Raw genomic sequence first — 23751 nt, 5'->3', positions numbered from 1 at the left:
AAGAAGGGGTTGTGTGGTCCCTATCCCTGGGAAGCAGGCCGCGGTAGGCTCAAGGTGTCTTGAACATTCGGCGTCATGTGGCAAGTGCTGCTGTGATGCCTAAAGTACGTTAGCCGCCATAGCCATGCAGCTTCGCGCCCGTTGTCTCATTTGCGCCTTCGGCGCTTCCATCGTGGTCAGCGCGTTCGGCGCCGATGAGCGGAGCCAGTCTTACGCTGGGTTCTCGCTCGGCATGTCTAAGAGCGAAGCCAGTGCTATTCGTCCAGAAACGCAATGGAAGTCAGCGATGCTGGCTCCCCCGGAAAAGTTTCTGCGCAAGGAGTTTGAGGGCAACCTCTTCGACCGAACCGCAACGGTCACAGTAGATCTCGATGCGTCAGAAAGCTTTGTCCGCATGATCGGGTTCACTTTCGGAACCCAGACTACTCAGCAATGCATCAGCGATGCCGTCCGAGCGCTTGCAGCGCTTAAGTCCCAGTTCGGCGAGCCGACGGAAGTTTCACACGAGCCTCCTGGCAAGCGGGTGAAGTGGGCCTCCCAGAGTCCGGTCGTTCGTTGGGGAGAGCTTTGTGCAGTCGGCGCCCTGCTCTACTACATCACCTACGCGCAGAATGGCGGCTAACCCCTCCGTCAAGGGGACTGGCCTGCGGCCAGCCCCTTACGTCGAACGTTAGGCCGCAGAACACACGCCAATGATGACCACACCCTTCCGCCTCGGGCGCCGTCAGTCGTATCAGTGGTGGTTCACAGGAACCGCAGTTGCAGCTGGGCTTGGCTTCTACCTTCTGCCCACAGAGAAACAGACGCCGGAGCTTCTGATTTCGCTGCTCGGGAGCATCGCAGCCTTCTTCCACTTCCTCTTCGCTCAGCACAACTCCAACACTGAGCGGTTTGTCGCGCTATTCAAGGAGTTCAACGCGCGCTTCGACGCTCTGAACGACGACCTGAACCGAATCCGAGAGCTACCCGCCAACGCCTTGATGGAACCGAAGGACAAGCAGCGCTTGTACGACTACTTCAACTTGTGCGCAGAGGAGTACTTGTACTTCAAGGGTGGCTACATCGACGCTGAAGTTTGGTCTTCATGGCTGCGCGGCATGGCTTACTTCGCTTCAAGTGACGGCATTCGCCCTATCTGGGACAAAGAGCTCCAACAAGGCTCCTACTATGGTTTCAAGCTTTCTCTGCTGCCGGCTGCGGCCTAACCCCTCGTTCAACCCCCGACCCGCTACGGCAGCCACCGCCTGGCCGCTCCTGGCCATGGTAGAAATTGTCCTTCCGCGGCCAGTCGGCGTCTGCCTCCGCGGTCGGGGTTAACTCGAACGTTAGGCCCCATGATGACGATGTCGGTTACTGAGTCCGTCACCCTTGCAATCGCTGTACTTGGAGCGGTCCTTGGGCTCGTCAATACCTGGCATCAGTTGGATCGCTCGCGCGTGAAGCTCCGGGTCAGGCCAAAGCACGCAATACCGGTTGGTGCTGCAGACCCGAGATTGAACTTCTGCATCGAGGTAACGAATCTCAGCGCCTTCGCTGTCACCATTGAGGAAGCGGGTGTCTTCTATAAAGGCACAGACTCACGCGGCGCGTATACGCAACCAGTCATTTTGGACGGTGGGTCTTGGCCACGCAGGCTCGAGCCGCGTAGCTCTGTCACGGTTTATGGCCAGTCGCCAATTGGCAAGCCCGGCCATCCTCTCAAATGCGCCTACGCTCGCACCGCATGTGGTGTCACTCGCAATGGCAACAGTCCAGCCTTCAAACAGTTGGCAGCGAATGGGGCCTAACCATTCGTTCGAGCCGACAGCCACCGGCAAGCCGGCGTCTGCGGCTCAACTCAAACGTTGGGCACCACACGACTCAGCTCACTCGCAATAAGTCGGAGATTTAAATGAGTAAATACCCTCTCGCGTCACTTGCGATTGCACTCTTGCTTACCGGATGTGCATCAAATCCATCCCCTTCAACAGATCCATATCCCGGTTCCGGAGGGCTTTTTCTCGGGACTCCTAGCCAAGCCGATGTTCAAAGTGGCAGGTCGGTATTCACCCCAGGCAAAATCGATTTTGCAAAGGTCGGAGTTACGTCAAAGCAAGATGTCGTAAAGACATTGGGGCCACCGGCTTGGTGGCAAACCAAGAAAGATGGAACATCAACAATGGGTTATGACTTTGTTGAAGTGTCGGGGTTCATGGGTATGCGAAAGGTAGTGCGTGCTTCGTTTACGTTCAACACGAACCTTGTACTTGCGGCGATTGATAAACCCCAATGAGTGTTGTGCCCAACCCATCATTCCAGCGGATCTCGCGCCTGCGGTGCGGGTCTGCTGAATTCAAACGTTAGGCCACCCAACAAGCCTCCTCAGACTGCGATTGCCAAGATTGGTTGGCTCGCGAATGAAGCTATCTGATTTGATACACTGACCGTGGCCGTGAGCTGGCCAAAAAGTGCTCGCAACATCAACAACTTGAGGGAGCTTTTGATGCGATTCATTGCTGTTCTATCTGTCTGCGCTGCGCTCGCACTTACTGGATGCGCCTCAGTGCAGATGGCCTCGAAGGAAGATTCCGCAAAGGCGAAGGAGTTCAATCCTCCTAGCCAAGGGAAGTCAGGCGTCTACCTTTATCGAAACAGCTTCGTTGGTCAAGCCCTTAAGAAGGACCTTTGGATCGACGGCAAGTGCATCGGTGAAAGTGCGCCGGATGTCTTCTTCTATACCGAGGTAGATGGCGGAACGACTCATAAGGTCGACACCGAATCCGAGTTCTCTCCGAATGCGCTCGAGTTGATGTTTGAAGCTGGGAAGAACTATTTTATTCGGCAATACATCAAGCTTGGCGTCTTTGTTGGTGGCGCTGGCGTTGAGCAGGTTACGGAAGCGCAAGGAAAAGCCGACGTTGTGAAACTTGAGATGGCAAAGCCCGGCAAATGCAGTGCTAGCAAGTGACGCCAGGGAGTTGTTCAAGCTACTTCGTCGTTGACGGGGTGGCCTAACCCTTCGCTCGAGCGGACCCGGAACCTTGTTTCACTTTAGTGGACACTCCAACCTAACAGAAGGAGTGTTTGATGGGAAAGCCGGGGCCGCAGATGGTGGATCGCTACGGAGTTGATTTCAAACCCGCTGCGGTCAAGATGTCGGAATCGCCGGGGGTGTTGATCAAGGACGTTGCAGAGTCCTTGTGTGGCGGATTCAAGCCTTAAGTGCAACACCTTGCCCGACCGGTAAGGTTTGACGATGACGAAGAGATACCTACAGCTGCAGGCGTAAGAGCGGGTGACGCTGGCGAGCCTGCGCCAGCAGGGGCATAGCCTGCGGGCGATTGCCAAAGTGCTGCAGCGCAGCCCCAGCTCGCTCAGCCGTGAGGTGGCGCGCAACAGCACGACCGAGGGCTACGCGTCGCAGGCGGGCCGGCAGTGGACGCAGGCGCGTCCGGCCTCGACGAAGGCATTGCTGAGGCGCAGAGAGCGCTGACGCACCCAATCCCTCAGCCCGACAGGGGTCTCAGTAGTGGTATCGAAGCTGCGCAATCAGGAGGGAGTCCCCCTCGACGCGATACACCATCCGGTGCTCGTCGGTGATGCGGCGAGACCAGAATCCGGCAAGGGCGTGACGCAGTGGCTCGGGTTTCCCCAAGCCCGCGAACGGTTCGCGCCGCACTTCCTGAATGAGCTTGTTGATGCGCTCCACCATCTTTCGATCTTGCTTCTGCCAGTGGACGTAGTCTTCCCAGGCGGCATCCGCGAAGACGAGCTTCATGCGCCTAAGTCCCGCGCCGTGCCGCCACCCTGGGCAAGCTGCTCGATGGCGCCCAGCAGACGCTTGGCGTTGGCCGGTGAGCGCAGGAGGTAGGCGGTTTCCTCCAGCGCCTTGAAATCCTCCAGGGAGAGCATCACCACGGACTGCTCGCCATTGCGTGTGATGATCACAGGCTCATGGTCGTCACACACGCGGTCCATCGTCTTGGCCAGGTTGGCGCGCGCCGAGCTGTAGGTGATGGCGTCCATTCGCAAACTCCTCTTATGTACGTTTTATTGTACAAGTCGTTCGGGCCAGGCCGTCAATGATCTTCCCCAGCCGCTTGCGCAGCGCCGCCCCAGCCCTGCTGCTCACCGCCTGCGCCAGCACCCAGACCACCCTCACCCCGTCGCCGCAGGCGCCGCTGTGCGATGCCTCGGCCTCGGCCCTGGTGATCTGGGCGCCGGCCTGGCGGGCGGATCAGAAGGATGTGCCGGCGCGGGAGGCTGCTGCGGCCGCCGGTTTGCGGGATTTCCTGGCGCAGTCCGGCTGTTTTGCGCAGGCGACGCTGCAGCGGGTGGCTGCGGTGGATGCCGCCCACGCGCAGCGGCAGGCCGCGGCGGCTGCGGCGCCCTTCTCGGTGCTGCTGGGCGTGGAGGTGCAGGAACTGGGGCCGGTGCTGAAGCTTTTGTCCTCGCCCGCGCTGGTGGAAGGCGGCACCGAGGTGAAGCTGCGCCTCCTGGCCTTCGACCCGGCGGGCGCTGCGGCCCGACGGACCTTCACCCTGCACTGGCGCCACGGCGGCGCGGGCGTGGTGAAGGGGGTGGCCAGCCTGCCGGCCGATCTGCAGGCGGCGCTGCGGGTGGCCTTGCAGCCGGGCGGGGCGCCCTAGCTGCCGCAGGCCAGCACCCCGGCCTGCAGCGTGCGGCCGCTGGCCGCGTCCGCCACCACCATCACCACCCGCCGCGCACCCGCACCGGGGCTGGCGGGCGGCGGGGTGTAGCTCAGGCGCAGCGGCTGGCCGGCGTGCAGGGGCGCCAGCAGCTGGGGCGGGATGGGGGTGTAGCCGCGCACCACGGCGGCGTGGCGCAGCAGGCTGCCTTCGTTCTCGCCGGGTTTCACCTGGGTGCTGTGGCCGTCTTCGCTGACGGCCCAGAAGGCTTGCAGCCGCGCGGGCAGGGGGGCGCCGGGGCGGGGGTGCAGTTCCACGTCGACGGCCTGGCCGCGGCCGCTCAGGCTGAGGGCCAGCGGGGCGGCGCTGGTGGCGGGGCGCGGCAGGGCCTGGCCTTGCCACCAGCCGCGCCAGTCGCGGCCTTCCAGCACGGTCTGGGGGGTGTAGAGCTGGCGGGCGCCGAGGCGGTCGCGCACTTCCGTCTGGCGCTGGGTGTGCAGCGGGTCGGCGTAGCGGTCGGGCCAGCCCAGGCGGTCCCAGTAGGTGACGTGGAAGGCGAGCGGCAGCACGTCGCTGCGCCCGCTGAACTGGGCCAGCCAGCGGTCGGCCGGCGGGCAGGAGCTGCAGCCTTCGGAGGTGTAGAGCTCCAGCACCTGCGGCGCGCGGTCCGGCGCCTCGGCCCGGCCCGGGCAGGTGGCGGGCGCCGCGCCCGCCCCCGCAAGCGGCGGTGCGGTTTGCGCAGCCAGCGGGCCGGCCGCCAGGGCGGACAGCGCCAGCCCCCAGGGCTTGACCCGATCCATCAGCGGGCGAGGGGCAGGGCGTGACAGGGCAGGGCGATGCGGCATGGCGGGCTCCCGGCCGGCGGGGGCCGGCGTGTGGCGGTGGGTCGCCCGCGGGGCGGGGGGCTTACGCCGCTTCGGCGGGGCCCGCGCCCCCGCTCAGGCCCTGCGGGTCGGCTCGGCGGCCGGGGGCATGTCGGGCCCCTCCACCAGCAAGGCCAGCAGTTGCAGCGAGTCCTGCCAGCCCAGCATGCAGGATTCCGGCGTCAGCGCGTCGGGCAGGCCGCTTTGCGTCACGCGCAGTTCGGTGCCGCTGGGGGTGGGGCGCAGGTTGACTTCGGTGCGCAGGGTGCCGGGCAGGTCGGGGCTGTCGAAGACTTCCTCGGTGACGATGCGCTCGCCCAGCACCAGCTCCAGGTAGCGGCCCTGCCAGGTATGCACCTCGCCGCTGCCGAGCTGGGTGAAGCCCATGCGGAAGGCGCCGCCGGGCCGGGTGTCGGCCGCATGCACGATGCCGATGAAGCCGTGCGGTGGCATCCACTTCATCAGGGCCTGCGGGTCGGTCCAGGCGCGGTAGATGCGCTCGGCCGGCGCGCGCAGCATGCGGTGCAGGGTGAGGCTGCCGGGGGCGGGGGTGTCGGGCATGGTGGGCTCCGGGGGCGGTGAGGCGGGCAAGCCTCGCGTGCGGCCCGCGCCAGGTCAAGCGCCGCTTGCCTGCCCGTCGGGCGCCGGATCCCACCCCTCTGCCAAACCACTCGCCCGCTGCACGCGCCGGCCCAGGGCATCGAGCAGGGTGGCGCGGCCGCCGGGGGGCAGCAGCAGGGTGAGCCGCTCGCGGGCGCGGGTGAGGCCGGTGTAGACCAGTTCGCGGCCCAGCACGGGGCTGGGGCGGGCGGGCAGCAGCAGGGCGGCGTGGCGGAATTCGGAGCCCTGGGCCTTGTGCACCGTCATGGCGAAGACGGTCTCCACCGCGCGCAGGCGGCCGGGATGCAGCCAGCGCACGCCGCCCGGTGCCTCGGGCGCGGGGACGACGACGCGCAGGCTGCCGGGCCGGCCGGTGGCGGGATCAGGCGCGCTGCGGAGGGTCAGGCCGAGGTCGCCGTTCATCAGGCCGAGCTCGGGGTCGTTGCGGGTGACCATGACGGGCCGGCCCAGGTACCAGCCGCCCGCCGCCGGGCCGAGCAGGCCTTCGGCGCGCAGCAGGGCCTCGATGCGCTCGTTCAGGGTCTCGATGCCCTGCGGCCCGCTGCGCAGCGCGGCCAGCAGCTGGAAGCTCGCCAGCGCCTCCAGCAGCTCGCGCGCCCAGGCGGCGCGGGCCTCGGGCGGGGCGCCGGGCGGTGGCTCCTCGGCCGGCAGGCGGGCCAGCCAGGCGCCGGGGGCCTGCGGATCGACGAGGTGGCCGGCCTCGTCGCGGCCCAGCAGCAGGCGGCGCAGCGGGGCTTCGCGGTCCAGCTCCAGCACGCTGAGGCCGGGGCCGGGGGCATCGAGCTGGGCCTGCAGGGCCGCGCGGTCGCCGCGGCGCACGGCTTCGGCCAGGCGGCCGATGGTGCCGCCGGCCTGGAAGCGGTGGCTGGTGCGCAGCAGGGCCACGGCCTGGTCCAGGCGGCGCGGGGGGGCGGTGTCGGAGGGAGGTGGCGCGGCCGGCTCGCCCGCCACGGCCTGCAGCCAGGCGCGGGTGTCGGCGTCGTAGGCCTCCTCGTCGGCGCGCAGGGCCAGGTCACCGAGCACGGCGCCGGCCTCCACCGAGGCGAGCTGGTCCTTGTCGCCCAGCAGGATCAGCCGCGCGCCGGGCGGCAGGGCCTCGACCAGGGCGGCGGCGGTTTCCAGGTCGAGCATCGAGGCTTCGTCCACCACCAGCGCGTCCAGCGGCAGGGGCTGGCGGGCGTCGTGGCGGAAGGCGCGGGTGTCGGGCCGGGCGCCGAGCAGGCGGTGCACGGTCAGCACCTCGGTGGGCACGGCGGCGCGCAGGCGCTCGGCCTCGGGCAGGCCGTCCAGCGGCAGGCGGGCCACGGCGCCGGCAATCGATTCGCCCAGCCGCGCCGCGGCCTTGCCGGTGGGCGCGGCCAGGCGGATGCGCAGCGGCCGCGCCTGCGGCCCGGCGCTCAGCGCCAGATGCTGCAGGGCCACCAGCAGGCGCAGCACGGTGGTGGTCTTGCCCGTGCCGGGGCCGCCGGTGATGAGTGCGAAGCGGCGCCGCGCGGCCAGGGCGCAGGCGCGCTTCTGGCCGTCGAGGGGCGGGGGGCGGCCCTCCGGCGCGGCGGCGAGGGGCGGAAACAGCACGCCCAGCGCATGGGCCAGCGCGGCGCGGCCGGCGGGGGATTCGGCTTCGGCCACCGGGTCCAGCCGCGCGGCCAGGGCGGCGCGCAGGGTCTGCTCCTGCCGCCAGCAGCGCCGCAGGTAGAGCCGCGGGCCGACGCGCACCAGCGGCGTGTCGCCCGGGTCGGCGGGGGCAGGCTGGCCGGGGCCGGCGGGCGTCAGATCGCTCACCAGGGCGGGGTGGGCCAGGGCCGCATCCCAGGCGGCGCGGCTGAGGCCGGCCAGCAGCTGCGCGGGGCGGGCGGGCGGCCGGGCCGGGGCCGCCGGCTCCGCCGGCAGGCTGGCGCGGAAGCCGGCCGCGGGCGGGCGGCGCGGCCGGCCATCGGGCGGCAGGGCCAGGGCGGTGCCGGCATCGGCCAGGGTGGCGTCCAGGTCCAGGCAGGCATGGCCGCGGCCGAGCTGGTGGCTGGCCAGGGCGGCGGCCAGGATGGCGTGTGGGTGGGCGTCCGGCTGCCGGGCGGCCAGGAAGGCGGCGAACTGGCGGTCGAGCGCGCGCAGCCAGCCTTCGGCCACCCAGCGGTCCAGCTCGGCCAGCAGCGCGGCATGGGCGGCCGGCGGCGGCGCCAGCAGCATGGGGCGGTCGGTGTCGGCGGGGCTCATGCGGCGGGGGGACGGGGGGCAGGCGCAGGGGCCGGGGGGCCGTCTGGGGCGGCGGCTGCCACCGGCTCGCCCGGCCGGCCGGCGAACAGCGCATCCAGGGCCTCGATCAGCGCCCGCGGCGGCTGGATCGCGAGCACGCCGCCGCCGGGCGCCGCATGGCCGCGCAGGAAGAGGACCAGCGCGCCGCCCACGTCGCGCTCGTAGTCGTAGCCCGGCTTGCGGATGCGCAGCAGGCGGTGCAGGGCCAGCAGGTAGAGCAGGGCCTGCAGCTCGTAGCGGCTGTCCAGCGCGGCGGCCTGCAGCGCGGCCGGGCCGTAGGCGGCCTCGTCCTCGCCCAGGGCGTTGGACTTGTGGTCGGCCACGTACCAGCGGCCTTCGTGCTCGAAGACCAGGTCGATGAAACCCTTGAGCATGCCGTCCAGCGCCTGCGGCGCCAGGGCCGGGCGGGGCGCGCCGGGGAAGACCTGGGTGCTGACGAGCCGGTCCAGCGCGGCGGCCTCCACCGCCGTGGCGGCGAACCAGAACTCCAGCTCGACCGCGCTGCTGCCGAAGGCCTGCGGCGCCACCGCCCCCCGGCCCGGCCCCAGCGGCAGCGGCGTGCGCAGCCAGTCCAACAGCCAGGCGTGCAGGGTGTCGGCCAGGGCGGCTTCGCCGAAGCGCGCGGCGCGCGGCGCCAGCCAGGCGCGGGCTTCGGCCTGCAGGGCGGGATCGGCCGCCAGCCGCGCGAAGCCGCGCTGGCCGGCCCATTCCAGCAGGCTGTGCAGGAAGGTGCCGGGTGCGGCGCCACGGGGCAGGCCGTGCAGGCGGCCGGAGCGGGCGGCGGGCGTGGGCTCGGGGGGGGCGGTGTCCAGCCCGGCGAACAGATCGGCGGTGATCCCGCGCGGCGGCAGCGGGCGGGCGGGCGGCGCGTCGTCCGACCAGGGCGAGGGCTGCGGCGCGGGGGCGAGGCCACGGTCCGGGCCTTCGGCATAGGTGGCGGCGCTGGCGCTGCCGGGCGCCTCGGGCGGCAGCGGCTCGCCGGAGGGCTCCGGCCCCTCAAGGCTTCGTGCCGTCGGCCCGGCCTCCGCAGCGTGGCGCAGGGCCGAGTAGCTGGCGATCCACCAGCGCCGCCGCGGCTGCGGCAGGGCCGGGGCAGGCCGCAGGCGGGGCCGGGCGGGCGGCGCGGCGCAGCGCGCCGTCCCCGCGGCCGGCAGGGGCGCGCAGACGATGGACGGGCAGGCCGCCGTCCAGGCGGCCAGGGCCGTGTCCAGGGCCGTGCCCAGCAGGGGCTCGCCGGCGTCCCCGTCCTCGTCCTCGGTGTCGCCGGCCGATCCGCTGCCGGCCGTCTCGCCGCCCACCAGCAGGTGGCCCAGCGCGCTGCGCCGCAGGGCTTTGACGGGCGCCACGCCCAGCCAGGTGGCGTGGCGCGCGCGGGTCAGGGCGACGTAGAGCTTGCGCAGGTCTTCCTGCAGGCGCTCGGCCTCGGCCGCTGCGCGGGCGGCGTCGTCGGCCTGCGTGCTGGCGCGCAGCCGGCCCTCGGCGTCGTGCCAGCGCAGCGGCTGCGCGCCGCCGGGCTTCTCGGCCCGGAAGAAGGCGGCGAAGGGCAGGAAGACCAGCGGGTATTCGAGGCCCTTGGACTTGTGCACGGTGACGACCTGCACCCGGTCGGCATCGCTTTCCAGCCGCAGGCGGCGCGCGTCGGCGTCGCCGCGCGGCGCCTCGCGCTGCCGGCCCAGCCAGCGGATCAGCGCGGCCGGACCGTCGAGCGTGGCCTCGGCGGCCTGCAGCAGCTCGGCCAGATGCATCAGGTCGGTCAGGCCGCGTTCGTCGCCGCCGGCCAGCAGGCGCGGCGCGACGCCGAAGTCCTGCATCAGCCGGTGCAGCATGGGCAGCACGCCGTGGCGGCGCCAGCGCGCCTGCAGGGCCTGGAAGCGGGCGAGTTCGGCCTCCCAGGCGGCTTCGTCCAGGCTGAGCGCTTCGAGCGTGGCCCAGTCCAGGCCCAGCGGCGCGGTGGCCAGGGCGGCGCGCAGCGCGGCGCCGTCCTCGGGCGTGGCGGCGGCCTGGAGCCAGCGCTGCAGCACGCCGGCCTGCGGGCTGTCGAAGACCGAGCCGCGGTCGGACAGGTAGACGCTGCGCACGCCCAGGGCATCGAGCGCGCTGCGTACGGCCTGCGCCTCGGTGCCGGTGTTGACCAGCACGGCCACGTCGCCGGGCCGCAGGGGCTGCAGGCCCGGGGGCGGCTCGCCGGGCCGGCCGCCTGCCGGGGCCTCGGCCGCGGCGTCCGGCACGAAGCCGGCGCGGCCGGCTGCGCCCTCGGCCAGCAGGCGGGCGATCTCGGCGGCGCAGCCGGCGGCCAGGCGCTCGCGGGCCAGGCCGGCACCCAGCGGCTTGTCGCCTTCGGCCGGCAGCGTCCAGGCGGTGAGCGGGACCGGGTCGGGGGCCTCGGCCGTCCACCAGCGCTCGCGCCGGCCCGGCGCGGCCACGGGCGTGAAGGGCAGGGCCTCGCCCAGGCCGAAGGCGCCGCCGGACCGGGCTTCGGCAAGCGCGAAGACGGTGTTGACCGCCGCCACCATGCCCGGGCCGGCGCGGAAGTTGGTGCCCAGGGTGGCGTGGCGGCCGGCGGTGGCCCGGCGCACGTGCAGATAGGTCGGCAGGTCGGCGCCGCGGAAGGCGTAGATGGCCTGCTTGGGGTCGCCGATCATCAGCAGGGCGGTGGCCGGGTCGTCGGCCTCGATGCGGTAGATCGCGTCGACGATGCGCAGCTGCACCGGGTCGGTGTCCTGGAATTCGTCGATCAGCGCGACCGGGTGCTGCGCCCGCAGCCGCGCGGCCAGGGCGGCGCCGCGCGGCCCCTGCAGCGCGGCATCCAGGCGCTGCAGCAGGCCGTCGAAATCCAGCAGCGCGCGGCGCTGGCGTTCGGCCTCGGCCTGGTCCAGGGTCCAGCGCAGGGCCTGGGCCAGGATGGCGTCGCGGCCGTCGGGCAGGGCCGCCAGCGCGGCGCGCAGGCCGGCCAGGGCGGGCCAGAGCGGGTGGCGGTCGCCCTCGGCCAGGCGGGCCTGGGCGAAGGCTTCCAGGGCGGGCCAGGCGGTTTTCCGGGTGAGGTCCGGCTGTTCCCCGGCCGGCCGGTCGGCCGCGCCGTCCTCGTCGGAGGGGAGGGCGCCGGCCCGGTCCCCGTCGGGACCGGCGTCGAGCATGTCCGGCGTCTCCGCCCAGCGGCGCAGGGCCTCGACCCAGGCGGCGCGCTTGCCCATCTTGAGCTGCTTGGCGGCCACCGCGGTATTCAGCGCGTCCAGCAGGGTGTCGGCCCAGCCCTCGCCGCCCTGGGCCGGCGCGCGCCAGGGCTGGCGCAGGCGGGCCAGGGTGGCGCGGCGGGCGCGGTCGGCCTCGGCCAGCGCGGCCTGGGGCGGCAGCCCGGGGCCCAGGGCCTCGGGCTGCATGCGCAGCGGGGCCAGGGCCTCGCCCAGGGCCTCGGGCGTGGGCCACCAGGCGGCCAGGCGGCGGGCCAGCGCCAGGGGCAGGGGCCGGGCATGCAGGCGCCACCAGTCGCGCAGGGCCTCGGCCTGGAGGCGCTCGGGCTCGGGGTCCAGGGCCAGGGCGAAGAGGCTGCCGCTGTCGAAGGCGTGTTCGCGCAGCACGCGGCCGCACCAGCCGTGCAGGGTGTGGATGGCGGCTTCGTCCATCCAGGCGCAGGCCAGGCGCAGGCGCTGGGCGGCGGCGGGCCAGTCGGTGGGGGGCAGGTCCGCGCGCAGGGCGCGCAGCAGGGGCTCGTCCAGCGCGGGCGGGGCCTCGCCGCGGGCCTGGGCATCGGCCGCGGCGGTGAAGGCCTCGCTGGCCTCGCGCAGGCGGGCGCGGATGCGCTCGCGCAGCTCCTCGGTGGCGGCCTCGGTGAAGGTGAGGACGAGGATCTCCGGCGGCAGCAGCGGCCGGGGCGGCCCGGCCTCGCCGCCATGGCCCAGCACCAGGCGCAGCACCAGGGCGGCCAGGGTGTAGGTCTTGCCGGTGCCGGCGCTGGCCTCGATGAGCCGGCTGCCGCGCAGCGGCAGGCGCAGGGGGTCGAGCAGGGGGGCGCTCATGCGATGCGCCTCCGCCGCCCGGCGGCCCGGGGGGCTTGCGGCCGGCGGCCGCCGCGGCTCGGCTGGAGGGGACGGTTCATGCACCCTCGCCCTCGTCGCCGGCCGGGGCGGCGCCGCGCCGCCCGCGGCCCTGGCCTTCGGCACGCTGCACGGCGGCGTCCAGCGGGGCGAGCAGGCGCTGCACCGCGTCGACGAAGCCCCCGCCGGCCCACAGGGCCTCGAAGCTCGGGAAGCAGCGGGCCAGGGCCTCGCTGCCCACGCGCTCGCCCGGGCGCCGATGCGCGCCGGTGCCGGCGACGGGGTCCTCGGCCACCTTGCGCACGGCCTCGCGGCCTTCGGGGAAGGCGGCGGCTGGCGTGTCGGCTGGCCGTCTGGCCTTGCGCAGCGCCTCCAGCCAGGCGAAACCGGCCTTCGGCGCCAGCGGCAGCGGGGCGCAGAGATGCGCTTGCCAGGCCTCGCCCAGGGCCTGCCAGGCGGCCTGGGCTTCGGCCGCCTCCAGGGGGCGCAGGGTGATGTGACCGACGGGGCTGAGGATCCGGCTTTCCATCGGCCGGCCCGCCGCATGCGCGGCCAGGTGGACCAGCCAGGGGCCGAGCAGCTTGTCGAGCCGGTAGTGGCCGTTCGTGACCAGGTCGGTGGGCAGCACGACCCGACGCAGGCGCCGGCCGTCGGCCCGGGCGCGCAGCGCATCGAGCCGGTCCAGCACCTGGGCGCCGCCGGGCAGGGGCAGCTCCAGCACCTCGTCGGGCAGGGGCTGGGGGGCGTCGGCGTCGACTTCGTCGAGCGCTTCCATCAGCGCCTGCAGCGGCCGGGCGGCGCGCTCGCCGGCCAGGATGCCGAAGGCACCGCCGGGCAGCTCGCCCCGCCGGGCGGCGCGGGCGCGCAGGGCATCCAGGCGCTGCGCCGGCGCGGGGCCGCCGTGCTTGCGGTCGTCCAGCAGTTCGGGGATCCAGGCCTCGCGCAGGGCCCAGACGTCGAGGCCGGACAGCGCGAAGGGCTCATGCTCGGCGGCGTCCTCCGCCGCCTCGTGCAGCCCCACCTTCAGGCGCCGGCCGAGGAAGCTGGCCGCCGGGTTCTTCAGCAGGCGCTGCAGCTCGGCCAGACGCAGGCTGGCCTCGGGCGGGACCGGCGCCAGCGCGGCGCCATCCGCGCCGGCCGCCGGGGCCGGGCCCTGCCAGCCGGCCCGCCAGGCGGGTTCGTGGCTGCGCAGGCGCAGCTCGCCGCCGTCCTCGGGCACGGCGAAGTAGGCCGGGTGGAAGGGTTGCAGGCGGTGCTCCACGGTCAGCGCCGCCAGCAGGGCCTGGCCGGCGGCGCGGCGGGCGGCGGGATCGTCCCCGGCCGCTTCGGGCGAGCCGGCCAGGCGCCAGCCGGCGGCCAGGTGCTCGCGCAGCTCGGCCACCAGCACGGAGGCCGGACGCTCGCGCAGCTCGTGCGCGCTGCGGCCGACCCAGGAGACGATCAGCTTCTCGCGGGCCGAGAGCAGGGCTTCGAGGAAGAGGTAGCGGTCGTCCTCGCGGCGCGAGCGGTCGCCGGGCCGGCGGTCGGCGGCCATCAGGTCGAAGTCCAGCGGCGGGCGGCTGCGCGGGTAGGCGCCGTCCTGCATGCCCAGCAGGGCGACCACGCGGAAGGGGATGGCGCGCATCGGCATCAGCGTGGCCACGGTGATGGCGCCGGCGAAGAAGGGCTGGTTCAGCGCCGGCCGGTCGAGCGCGGCCAGCCAGGGCTCGGCGACGCTGGCCAGGGGCAGGGGCTCGTCCAGGCCGGCGGCGGCGCAGGCGTCCAGCCAGGCCTGCAGGGCGGCGTCCAGGCGAAGCAGGGTGTAGCCGTCGGCCTCCTCATCGGCCTGGAAGCAGTCGTCCAGCAGGGCGCGCAGGCGCTCGCCCCAGGTGGCGGGCGGGGCGGGCTCGGCCAGGGCCAGGCGATGGCGTTCCAGCGTCTCCAGCAGGGCGATCAGGGGGCCGAGGCTGGCGGCTTCCAGGCCGCCGACCTCGCCCAGCGGCTCCACCCCCTGCCAGGCCGGGCCCTCGCCCACGGCATGGCCGAGCAGCATGCGTTGCAGGCCGGCGTCCCAGCCGTGTTGGCCGCCCAGGCCGGGCAGGCCCAGGGCCTCGCGCTGGCCGGCATGCAGGCCCCAGCGGATGCGGGCGGCTTCGGCCCAGCGGCGCAGGCGCGGCAGCTCGGCCTCGTCCAGGCCGAAGCGCGCGCGCAGCGCCGGCACGGCCAGGCTGTCGAGCACCTCGGCCACGGTCAGGCGCCGGGTCGGAAGGGCCAGCAGGCCTTCCAGCACGGCCAGCAGGGGATCGTGGCGGCGCTGGCCGCGGTCGGCCAGGCTGAAGGGCAGGTGGCGCGGGTCGCCCGGGGCATGGCGGCCGAAGACGGCCTGCACATGCGGGGCGTAGTCGGCCACCTCGGGGACCATCACGATGACCTCGCGCGGCTGCAGCGTGGGGTCGGCGGCGAAGGCGTCGAGCAGGGCGTCGTGCAGGGCCTCCACCTCGCGCTGCGGGCCGTGGGCGATGTGGAAGCGGATGGACGCATCGTGCGCCGGGTCCACCGCCGGCCAGCGGGCGCGGGTCTCGGCCAGGGGGCGCAGGTCGCGGATGTCGTCCTGCAGCTGGCGCAGCAGGCTGTCCTGCGGGTTGGGGTCGAAGCAGTCGATGCGCTGGCCGATGGCGGCGAAGCGGCCGGCATAGGCCTCGGGCTCGTCGTGCTGGGCCAGCAGGCGCAGGAAGTCGCGCCCCTGCTGGCCCCAGGCGGCCAGCAGGGGCTGGGCGTGCAGGTGCAGGGCGTCCTCGGCGATCGGGCCCTCGCTGCCCGGGCGGCGCGGCCGGCGGCGGCTGGCCAGGCGCAGGGCGTCGCGCGCGGCCACGAGGTGCGACCACTCGTGCTCGCAGGGGTTGTGCACCAGCATCAGCACCTGCACCCAGCGGCCCAGGGCGGCCAGCGCCTCCAGCACCTGCTGCGGCAGGCTGGACAGGCCGAACACCGCCACCCGCCGCGGCAGGCCCGCCGGCCGCGGCGTGCCCGGCGCCTGGGCCGCAGCCAGGAAACGGCGGTGCACGCTGGCCCGGCCGCCCTCGGCCGCGGCCTCGCCCAGCTGGGCCTGCACATCGGCCCGCAGCGCGCGCCACAGCGCGGGCTGCCAGGCCTGCTCGGCCGGCAGGGGCAGGGGCTCGGCCCCGGGCCGGGCGAGCCGGTCGCGGCCCGCGGCCCAGTCGGCCAGCCAGTCGGCCCGGTAGACCTGGTAGCCGTCGAAGAGATCGGCCAGGCGATCGGCCAGCTGCTGGCGCTTGCGGCCGTCGGCATCCTGGGCCAGGAAGCCGGCCAGCGGCGCGAAGGCCGGTGCCGCCAGCAGGCCGGGCAGCAGGCGCATGAGGCGCAGGGCCAGCAGCTCGCGGTCGTAGGGCGAGCTGGCCGGCACCGCCGATTCGCCCAGCACCGCCCGGTAGGCCTGCCACAGGAAGCGCGCCGGCAGCTCGGTGGCCAGCCCGGCGGCCAGGCCCAGGCCGCCTTCGGCCGGATCCGCTGCCAGCGCCAGCTTCAGCCACTGGGCCACGCCGTTGCTGGGCACCAGCAGCCATTCGGTCTCCAGCGGCGCCAGCGGCTGCCGCGCCAGCCAGGCCACCAGCAGCGCCCGCAGGGATTCCGCATGGTTGCCCTGCACGACGAGGAAGCCCGGCGCGATGGCCCCGGCCGCGCCGGGCTCGGCCGGCGGGACGGGGGCAGGGGGCAGCAGCTCGGCCATGGCGGCGCATTCTGGCGGGCGGCGGGCGCATGGGGTGAGCCTGGGGCGCTGGCTTGCGTCGCCCGGCGGCGATCGCGGCCCCGCCTCCCGCCGGCTGGCCCGGGCCCCGCCGCCCCCCGTGCCACACTCCCGCCCCCTGTGAGAAACCGCCCCCCGGCCCGGGGGCCTGAGCCGTGGATTCGAAGATCACCGACCAGATTGCCGCCGAGCTGAAGGTTCGTCCGGCGCAAGTGCGGGCAGCCGTGGAGCTGCTGGACGGCGGGGCGACCGTGCCCTTCATCGCCCGCTACCGCAAGGAGGCCACCGAGGGCCTGGACGACATCCAGCTGCGCGAGCTGGAGGCCCGCCTGGCCTATCTGCGCGAGCTGGAGGAGCGCCGCGCCGCGGTGCTGAAGTCCATCGCCGAGCAGGGCAAGCTGACCCCCGCGCTGGCTGCCGCGATCGCCGCCGCCACCACCAAGCAGGAGCTGGAAGACCTCTACCTGCCCTACAAGCCCAAGCGCCGCACCAAGGGCATGATCGCCCGCGAGGCGGGGATCGAGCCGCTGGCCGACCGGCTCTTCGCCGACCCGGGCCTGGACCCGCTGGCCGAGGCGCAGGCCTTCGTCGCCGCCTACGAGGGCGGGGCCGCCAAGCTGGCCGAGGCCGGCTTTGCCGACGCCCATGCGGTGCTGGACGGTGTGCGCGACCTGCTGAGCGAGCGCTGGGCCGAGGATGCCGAGCTGGTCGGCAGCCTGCGCGAATGGCTGTGGGCCGAGGGCCTGCTGGTCAGCAGCCGGGTGGCCGAGAAGAACGAGCAGGACCCGGAGGTCGCCAAGTTCCGCGACTACTTCGACTACGACGAGCCCATCCACCGGGTGCCCAGCCACCGCGCGCTGGCGGTCTTCCGCGGCCGCACCCTGGGCCTGCTGGACGCCAAGCTGATGCTGCCGGCCGACCGCGAGGCCCTGGCCGCCGGCCTGAGCGGCAGCAAGCTGCCGCCCTCGCTGGCCGAGGGCCGCATCGCCCAGCACCTGGGCTGGCGCGCGCAGGAGCGGCCGGGCGATGCCCTGATCCGCAAGACCGTGGCCTGGACCTGGAAGGTCAAGCTCAGCCTGAGCCTGGAGCGCGACCTCTTCGGCCGCCTGCGCGAGGCGGCCGAGGCCACGGCCATCAAGGTCTTCGCCGAGAACCTGCGCGACCTGCTGCTGGCCGCCCCGGCCGGCAAGCGCGTGGTGATGGGCCTGGACCCGGGCATCCGCACCGGCGTGAAGGTGGCGGTGGTGAGCGACACCGGCCGCGTGCTGGACACCGCCACCGTCTATCCGCACGAGCCGCGCCGCGACTGGGAGGGCTCGCTGCACACCCTGGCCCGCCTGGTGGCCACGCATGGCGTGAACCTGATCGCCATCGGCAACGGCACGGCCAGCCGCGAGACGGACAAGCTGGCCGCCGACCTGATCGCCAGGGTTGCCAAACTTGCCCCGGACGCCCCCGCCATCCAGAAGGTCGTGGTCAGCGAGGCCGGCGCCTCGGTCTATTCCGCCAGCGAATTTGCCAGCAAGGAGCTGCCGGACCTGGACGTGAGCCTGCGCGGCGCCGTCTCCATCGCCCGCCGCCTGCAGGACCCGCTGGCCGAGTTGGTGAAGATCGAGCCCAAGAGCATCGGCGTCGGCCAGTACCAGCACGACGTGAACCAGGGCGAGCTGGCCCGCACCCTGGATGCCGTGGTCGAGGACTGCGTGAACAAGGTCGGCGTGGACCTGAACACCGCCAGTGCGCCCCTGCTGGCCAAGGTCTCGGGCCTGAGCCCGGCGGTGGCCCAGGCCATCGTGCGCTGGCGCGACGCGAAGGGCGCCTTCCGCAACCGCCAGCAGCTGCTGGACGTGACGGGCCTGGGCCCCAAGACCTTCGAGCAGGCGGCCGGCTTCCTGCGCGTGCGCGATGGCGACCAGCCCCTGGACCTGAGCGGCGTCCACCCCGAGACCTACCCCCTGGTGGAGAAGATCCTGGCCGCCACGCAGCGGCCGATCACCGAGCTGATGGGCCGCGCCGACGTGCTCAAGACCCTCAAGCCCGAGGCCCTGGCCGACGCGCGCTTCGGCGCCATCACCGTCAAGGACGTGCTGGCCGAGCTGGAGAAGCCAGGCCGCGACCCGCGCCCGGACTTCAAGGTCGCCCGCTTCAACGAGGGCGTGGAAGACCTGAAGGACTTGCAGCCCGGCATGACGCTGGAGGGCACGGTCAGCAACGTCGCCCAGTTCGGTGCCTTCGTCGACCTGGGCGTGCACCAGGACGGCCTGGTGCACGTGAGCCAGCTCTCGAACAAGTTCGTCAATGACGCGCGCGAGGTGGTGAAGACCGGCGACATCGTCAAGGTGAAGGTGCTGGAGGTGGACCTGGCGCGCGGCCGGGTCTCGCTGACGATGAAGCTCGACGCGGCGCTGCCCGGCGCACGCGGCGAGGGCGCGGACAACCGCTACCGCCCGGCGGCGCGCGACGAACGCGGCCGCGGCGCCGGCCGGCCCGGTGGGGGCGGCCGCCCGGCCGAGGCGGCGGGCGGCAATGCCATGGCCGCGGCCTTCGCCAAGCTGCAGGCTGGCAAGCGCTGAGGGCGGGGCCGTCGATGCCGGCTGCCCTGGCCCCGCTGCGCGTGCAGGCCGGCCCGCTGGCGGCGGCCCACCTGCGCACGCACGGCCTGCGGCCGGAGGACGTGGCCCTGGTCCCGGCCGCGGCGGGCGGGCCCAAGGGCCTGGTGCTGAATCCGCTCGACCGTTTCCTCTTCGGCGACTGGCTGGCGCGCAGCCGGCGGCCGGGGCATGTCGTGCATCTGGCCGGTGCGTCCATCGGCGCCTGGCGCATGGCCTGCGCCTGCGCGCCCGATGCCGACGCCGCCCTGGCCGCGATGGCCGAGGCCTACATCGCCCAGGACTATCCCCATGCGCCGGGCCGCGCGCCGGCGCCGGCCGAGGTCAGCCGGATCTTCGGCGAGACGATCCGCACCCAGTTCGGCCCGCCCGGCGGCGCGCAGGAGGCGGCGCTGCTGGCCCATCCCCAGCGCCGCCTGCACATGGTGACCGCCCAGGGGCGCGGTCTGCTGGCCGGCCGGCCCGGCCGCCTGCGCACCGCCCTCGGCCTGGGCACGGCCTGGGCCGGCAATGCCCTGGCCCGGCCCGGCCTGGGGCTGGGCCTGACGCGCTGCCTGTTCAGCGACCCGCGCGATCCCCTGCCCCTGCCGCTGGCCGACGACGGCCTGCCGACCCGCCGCATCGCCCTGGACGGCCGCAACCTGCAGGCCGCGCTGCGCGCGAGCTGCGCCATTCCCCTCTGGCTCCAAGCCGAACAGGATGTGCCCGGCGCGCCGCCCGGCCCGCACTGGGACGGCGGTCTGGCCGATTACCACTTCCACTGGCCCTATGCGGCCCTGCCCGAGGGCCCGCAGGCGCCGCCGCTGGTGCTCTACCCGCACTTCCAGCCGACGCTGGTGCCGGGCTGGTTCGACAAGCCCTGGCGGCGCCGCCACCGCCCGACGGCCGCGCTGGACCGCCTGGTGCTGCTGAGCCCCGATCCGGCCTGGGTGGCCGGCCTGCCCGGCGGCAAGCTGCCCGACCGCGGCGACTTCCAGCGCTGGGCCGACGAACTGCCCGCCCGCATCCGCGCCTGGCGCAGCGCGCTGGCTGCCAGCCAGGCCCTGGCCGAGACTTTCGCCGACTGGGTCGAGGGCCGGCGGGCGCTGCCCGTGCAGCCGCTCTGAGTCGGCCGTCGCGCGGCCATGAAAAAGGGGCCCGAAGGCCCCCTGGGAATCGGTGCCGGCCGGGGCGGCTGCCCCGGACCGTCCGCGACTCAGTCGCGCTCGCCGCCGAAGATGCCGAGCAGGCTGAGCAGGGACTGGAAGACGTTGTAGACGTCCAGGTAGATGGCCAGGGTGGCGGTGATGTAGTTGGTCTCGCCGCCGTCGACCACGCGCTTGATGTCGTAGAGCATGAAGGCCGAGAAGATCACCACGGCCAGGGCCGAGACGGTGGCGGCCAGCGCCGGCATCTGCAGCCAGATGTTGGCCACGCCGGCCACCAGCAGGCCGATCACGCCGACCATCAGCCACTTGCCCAGGCCGGACAGGTCGCGCTTGATGGTGGTGGCCAGGGTGGCCATGCCGAAGAACACCGCCGCGGTGCCGCCGAAGGCAAAGGCGATCAGCTGGCCGCCGTTGCTGAAGCCCAGCACGGCGCCGATCAGCCGCGACAGCATCAGGCCCATGAAGAAGGTGAAGCCCAGCAGCAGCGCGACGCCGACGCCGGAGTTCTTGAACTTCTCGATCAGGAAGAAGAAGCCGAAGGCGATCGCCATGAAGGCGATGAAGCCGATGAAGGGGCTGCCACCGAAGAAGCTGAAGCCCATGTTCACGCCGACCCAGGCGCCCAGCACGGTGGGCACCAGCGAGAGGGCGAGCAGCCAGTAGGTGTTGCGCAGCACGCGCTGCTGGCCGAGGGCCGAGCGGCCCGCATAGGTCGTCTGGATCGAGGGGTTGAGCATGAAAGTCTCCGAAAGGGAATTCACGAACGCGGTCATGGACCGTTGTGCGCGAGTCTAGTTCCCTCGTCGGCACGAAGCCTGCTGGGTGGATGCGCATCGGCCGCCACCGCGGCCTCTTGCCGCCCCACGAAGGAGATTCAGGATGAAAACCCGAGCCGTGCTTGAACTCGCGGATGTGAAGCGCATCGCTGCAGCCGCCGAGGCCGAGGCCCTGGCGAACGGCTGGGCCGTGACGATCGCCATCGCCGACGAGGGCGGCCACCTGCTCTGGCTGCAGCGCCTGGACGGTGCGCCGGCCGTGTCGGCGCAGATTGCGCCGGCCAAGGCACACACCGCCGCCCTGGGTCGCCGCGAGAGCAAGGTCTACGAGGACGTGATCAACGGCGGCCGGGTGTCCTTCCTCAGCGCGCCCGGCCTGGCCGGGCTGCTGGAGGGCGGTGTGCCCATCCTGGTCGAGGGTCAGTGCATCGGCGCGGTCGGCGTCAGCGGCGTCAAGTCCACCGAGGATGCGCAGATCGCCAAGGCCGGCATCGCCGCGCTCTGAGCCCGGCCCGGAGCCTGGGTGGCCTCACTTGGTGAGGATCAGCTTGCCCAGCTTGGTGGCCCGCAGCAGGTAGGTCGCGCCGTTGTGCTGGATGGGCACGACGCTGCGACCGCGGAAGAGCTGCTCGCTGGCCACTTCCGGCGCCGCGGCGCAGCCGGGCCGGACGTCCATCCCGCTGCGGTCCTGAGGCGACAGCTCGGGGGCCGGTGCCGCGCGACGCGGGGCCAGGCCGGGGGGCAGGGCGGGATTCATGCTCAAGCCCCCACGGCCGCCGGCCACTGGCCGGCGTCCCACAGATGGCAGGCCCCGGCGGCCGGCTTGCAGTGCGTCTCGAAGACGGCCCGGGCGCAGTCGCCACAGCGGCCGCAGCCGGTGGCCACGCCGGTGTCCATCTGCAGGCTGTCGAAGTCCTGCCCGCTGGCGGCGTGCTGGGCGATGGCCCGGTCGGAAACCCGGTGGCAGAGGCAGATGATCATGGCGGCATCGGAAAGGTCGATGCCGCTAATTTAAATGCGAACGATTCGCATTGCAAGGCCTCGCCCCTGGGATGGGTGGGGCAGGGCCTGCCGCCCCGCCGCGGGGCGGGCGCCGGTTCAGTCGCCCGAGGGCGGGCTGGTCATCAGCTGCAGCCAGTTGGCGCGGCCGAGCTGGTCGACGAGGCCAAGCTGGGTTTCGAGGAAGTCGATGTGCTCCTCGGTGTCGTCGAGGATGCCCTGCAGCAGCTCGCGCGACACGTAGTCGCGCACGGTTTCGCAGTGGGCGATGCCCGCCTTGAGGGTGGCCTGGGCGGTCATCTCCATCGCCAGGTCGCTCTTCAGGGCCTCGACCGGCTCCTCGCCGATCATCAGCTTGCCCAGGTCCTGGAAGTTCGGCAGGCCGTCGAGCATCAGGATGCGCTCGGTCAGCTTGTCGGCGTGCTTCATCTCGCCGATCGATTCCTCGTACTCCTTCTTGGCCAGCTTGTCATGGCCCCAGTGCCGCATCAGGCGGGCGTGCAGGAAGTACTGGTTGATGGCAGTCAGCTCGTTCTTGAGCTGTGCATTCAGGTGCGCGATGACTTGGGGGTCGCCTTGCATGGGGTTCTCCGGACAAGCGGCCGGGCGGCCGGGTGGGCACGAGTCTAGGCTGCCCTCCGGGCCGTCCGGGCCCATCCCCCCGCCGCTGCGCTCGTGCTGCGGATGCGTCGCAAAGCGCTTCGCATGCCGGGTGCACGGGACACGCCAGGGGGCGTGCTTGCGCTCGCGGCCTCGGGTGGCGGGCACCGAATCGAGGGGGCTCGGCTATACTCCTCAGGTTTACCCGCATCCACACCTGCCGCCCACGCGAAACGACCGCCGTTTCCTCGCCGCCAGCGCCCCCGCACCCCTTCCGGGTCGGCATGCGCCGCGGGCTGGGCGTGCCTCAACGGAGTCTTTCCCGTGCTGCCCGTCCTGCCCCCCGCACTCCTCGCACTCGCAGACGGCACGGTCTTTCCCGGCATCTCGATCGGCGCCGCCGGTCACACGGTCGGTGAGGTGGTGTTCAACACCTCGCTCACTGGCTACCAAGAGATCCTCACCGACCCGAGCTACTGCCGGCAGATCGTCACCCTGACGTATCCGCACATCGGCAACACCGGCGTCAACGATGAGGATGTCGAAGCCCCGAAGGTCCATGCCGCCGGTCTGGTCATCAAGGACCTGCCGCTGCGCGTCTCCAATTTCCGTGCCCAGCGCAGCCTGTCCGATTACCTGGTCGCCGAAGGCACGGTGGCCATCGCCGGCCTCGACACGCGCCGCCTGACCCGCCACCTGCGCAGCCTCGGTGCGCAGAACGGCTGCATCGTCAGCTTCCCGGTGGGCCATGTCGTGAGCGAGGCCGACCGCGCCGCCGCCATCGCCCGTGCCCAGGCCGCGCCGAGCATGGCCGGCCAGGACCTGGCCAAGGTGGTCAGCACCGGGCAGTCCTACGTCTGGACCGAGTCCGAGTGGGTGCTGGGCCAGGGCTACGGCAGCCAGACCGCGCCCCGCTTCCACGTGGTGGCCTACGACTTCGGCGTCAAGCGCAACATCCTGCGCATGCTGGCCGAGCGCGGCTGCAAGGTGACCGTGGTGCCGGCCCAGACCCCGGCCCGGGACGTGCTGGCGCTGAAGCCCGACGGCGTCTTCCTCAGCAACGGCCCCGGCGACCCGCAGCCCTGCGACTACGCGATCGCCGCGGCGGCGGAGCTGATCGAATCCGGCCTGCCGACCTTCGGCATCTGCCTGGGCCACCAGATCATGGCCCTGGCCTCGGGCGCCAAGACCTTCAAGATGAAGTTCGGCCACCACGGCGGGAACCATCCGGTGAAGGACCTGGACGACGGCCGCGTTGCGATCACCAGCCAGAACCACGGTTTCGCGGTCGACGAGAAGACCCTGCCGGCGAACCTGCGTGCCACGCATGTGAGCCTGTTCGACGGCACGCTGCAGGGCCTGGCCCGCACCGACAAGCCGGCCTTCTGCTTCCAGGGCCACCCCGAAGCCAGCCCCGGCCCGCACGACATCGGCCCGCTGTTCGACCGCTTCACTGCCCTGATGGCCGCCGCCCGCTGAGC

General features: G+C 72.7%; 20 protein-coding genes and 1 pseudogene. 10 read left to right on the top strand and 11 right to left on the bottom strand.

The genetic code is table 11. The features are described from left to right. Positions 1-124: 124 nt before the first annotated feature. The 5 genes and pseudogenes from H4F90_RS07305 to H4F90_RS15850 form a co-directional block, all read left to right on the top strand. Positions 125-622, top strand: a complete 498-nt coding sequence (locus H4F90_RS07305) for a hypothetical protein (RefSeq protein ID WP_182662823.1) — start codon at positions 125-127, stop codon at positions 620-622. 73 nt (positions 623-695) lie between these two features. Continuing rightward, positions 696-1205 carry a hypothetical protein gene (locus tag H4F90_RS07300; protein ID WP_182662821.1) on the top strand — a complete coding sequence of 170 codons (510 nt, stop codon included), beginning with the start codon at positions 696-698 and terminating at the stop codon, positions 1203-1205. Positions 1206-1891: 686 nt separating this feature from the next. After that, a complete protein-coding gene (locus H4F90_RS07295; protein WP_182662819.1) occupies positions 1892-2272 on the top strand; it encodes a hypothetical protein in 381 nt (126 codons plus the stop codon). 153 nt (positions 2273-2425) lie between these two features. Then, the gene (locus H4F90_RS07290; protein WP_328700845.1) at positions 2426-2947 is read left to right on the top strand and encodes a DUF2846 domain-containing protein; all 522 of its coding nucleotides are present in this window, start codon (positions 2426-2428) and stop codon (positions 2945-2947) included. Between the two features lie 327 nt (positions 2948-3274). After that, a pseudogene (locus H4F90_RS15850) lies at positions 3275-3430 on the top strand (helix-turn-helix domain-containing protein); the annotation flags it as partial. A 72-nt stretch (positions 3431-3502) separates the two neighbouring features. Here H4F90_RS15850 and H4F90_RS07280 read toward each other — a convergent pair. Together H4F90_RS07280 and H4F90_RS07275 are read right to left on the bottom strand one after the other, a co-directional pair. Further along, positions 3503-3757: a Txe/YoeB family addiction module toxin gene (locus H4F90_RS07280; protein WP_182662817.1), complete on the bottom strand. Its 255-nt coding sequence runs from the start codon at positions 3755-3757 to the stop codon at positions 3503-3505. After that, on the bottom strand, positions 3754-4005 hold the full coding sequence (locus H4F90_RS07275) for a type II toxin-antitoxin system Phd/YefM family antitoxin (RefSeq protein WP_182662815.1): 252 nt from the start codon (positions 4003-4005) through the stop codon (positions 3754-3756). The genes H4F90_RS07280 and H4F90_RS07275 overlap by 4 nt, the downstream gene beginning before the upstream one ends. 56 nt (positions 4006-4061) lie before the next feature. Here H4F90_RS07275 and H4F90_RS07270 point away from each other — a divergent pair, with 56 nt between their 5' ends. Further along, positions 4062-4628, top strand: a complete 567-nt coding sequence (locus tag H4F90_RS07270; RefSeq protein WP_182662813.1) for a hypothetical protein — start codon at positions 4062-4064, stop codon at positions 4626-4628. Here the strand turns inward: H4F90_RS07270 and H4F90_RS07265 are convergent. The 5 genes from H4F90_RS07265 to recC all read right to left on the bottom strand — a co-directional run bounded on the left by H4F90_RS07265 (position 4625) and on the right by recC (position 16120). Next, positions 4625-5473, bottom strand: coding sequence for a DUF1223 domain-containing protein (locus tag H4F90_RS07265; RefSeq protein ID WP_182662811.1), 849 nt, complete (start codon positions 5471-5473; stop codon positions 4625-4627). The two genes, H4F90_RS07270 and H4F90_RS07265, sit on opposite strands and share 4 nt — an antisense overlap. 93 nt (positions 5474-5566) lie before the next feature. Further along, positions 5567-6052 (bottom strand): SRPBCC domain-containing protein, encoded by a 486-nt coding sequence (locus H4F90_RS07260; protein WP_182662809.1) that lies wholly within the window; start codon positions 6050-6052, stop codon positions 5567-5569. A gap of 54 nt (positions 6053-6106) precedes the next feature. Continuing rightward, a complete protein-coding gene (recD, locus tag H4F90_RS07255) occupies positions 6107-8323 on the bottom strand; it encodes an exodeoxyribonuclease V subunit alpha (RefSeq protein ID WP_220486053.1) in 2217 nt (738 codons plus the stop codon). Next, positions 8320-12375 carry a UvrD-helicase domain-containing protein gene (locus H4F90_RS07250; protein ID WP_182662807.1) on the bottom strand — a complete coding sequence of 1352 codons (4056 nt, stop codon included), beginning with the start codon at positions 12373-12375 and terminating at the stop codon, positions 8320-8322. Before H4F90_RS07250 ends, recD begins: the two co-directional genes overlap by 4 nt. Positions 12376-12451: 76 nt before the next feature. After that, entirely contained in the window at positions 12452-16120 is a 3669-nt protein-coding gene (gene recC, locus H4F90_RS07245; RefSeq protein ID WP_182662805.1) for an exodeoxyribonuclease V subunit gamma, read from the bottom strand. Between the two features lie 173 nt (positions 16121-16293). Here recC and H4F90_RS07240 point away from each other — a divergent pair, with 173 nt between their 5' ends. Together H4F90_RS07240 and H4F90_RS07235 are read left to right on the top strand one after the other, a co-directional pair. Next, positions 16294-18711 (top strand): Tex family protein, encoded by a 2418-nt coding sequence (locus tag H4F90_RS07240; protein ID WP_182662803.1) that lies wholly within the window; start codon positions 16294-16296, stop codon positions 18709-18711. A gap of 14 nt (positions 18712-18725) precedes the next feature. Beyond that, entirely contained in the window at positions 18726-19853 is a 1128-nt protein-coding gene (locus H4F90_RS07235) for a phospholipase (RefSeq protein WP_220486052.1), read from the top strand. Positions 19854-19942: 89 nt separating this feature from the next. On the opposite strand, the gene H4F90_RS07230 is transcribed toward H4F90_RS07235, so the two are convergent. Further along, positions 19943-20632, bottom strand: a complete 690-nt coding sequence (locus H4F90_RS07230; RefSeq protein ID WP_182663118.1) for a Bax inhibitor-1/YccA family protein — start codon at positions 20630-20632, stop codon at positions 19943-19945. Positions 20633-20774: 142 nt separating this feature from the next. Here H4F90_RS07230 and H4F90_RS07225 point away from each other — a divergent pair, with 142 nt between their 5' ends. Continuing rightward, positions 20775-21176 (top strand): GlcG/HbpS family heme-binding protein, encoded by a 402-nt coding sequence (locus tag H4F90_RS07225; RefSeq protein ID WP_182662801.1) that lies wholly within the window; start codon positions 20775-20777, stop codon positions 21174-21176. A 24-nt stretch (positions 21177-21200) separates the two neighbouring features. Here the strand turns inward: H4F90_RS07225 and H4F90_RS07220 are convergent, their stop codons facing one another. From H4F90_RS07220 to bfr, 3 genes are all read right to left on the bottom strand, one after another. Then, a complete protein-coding gene (locus H4F90_RS07220) occupies positions 21201-21428 on the bottom strand; it encodes a hemin uptake protein HemP (protein ID WP_182662799.1) in 228 nt (75 codons plus the stop codon). A gap of 2 nt (positions 21429-21430) precedes the next feature. Further along, the gene (locus tag H4F90_RS07215; protein WP_182662797.1) at positions 21431-21652 is read right to left on the bottom strand and encodes a (2Fe-2S)-binding protein; all 222 of its coding nucleotides are present in this window, start codon (positions 21650-21652) and stop codon (positions 21431-21433) included. Between the two features lie 117 nt (positions 21653-21769). Continuing rightward, complete coding sequence (gene bfr, locus H4F90_RS07210) at positions 21770-22252, bottom strand: bacterioferritin (protein WP_182662795.1); 483 nt, start codon at positions 22250-22252, stop codon at positions 21770-21772. 342 nt (positions 22253-22594) lie between these two features. On the opposite strand from bfr, the gene carA reads away from it, so the two are divergent. After that, positions 22595-23749, top strand: a complete 1155-nt coding sequence (gene carA, locus H4F90_RS07205; protein ID WP_182662793.1) for a glutamine-hydrolyzing carbamoyl-phosphate synthase small subunit — start codon at positions 22595-22597, stop codon at positions 23747-23749. Positions 23750-23751 lie beyond the last annotated feature (2 nt).

The sequence above is a fragment of the Aquariibacter albus genome, from assembly GCF_014145335.1.
Lineage (GTDB): Bacteria > Pseudomonadota > Gammaproteobacteria > Burkholderiales > Burkholderiaceae_C > Aquariibacter > Aquariibacter albus.
This window is presented reverse-complemented; position numbering and strand designations above follow the sequence as displayed.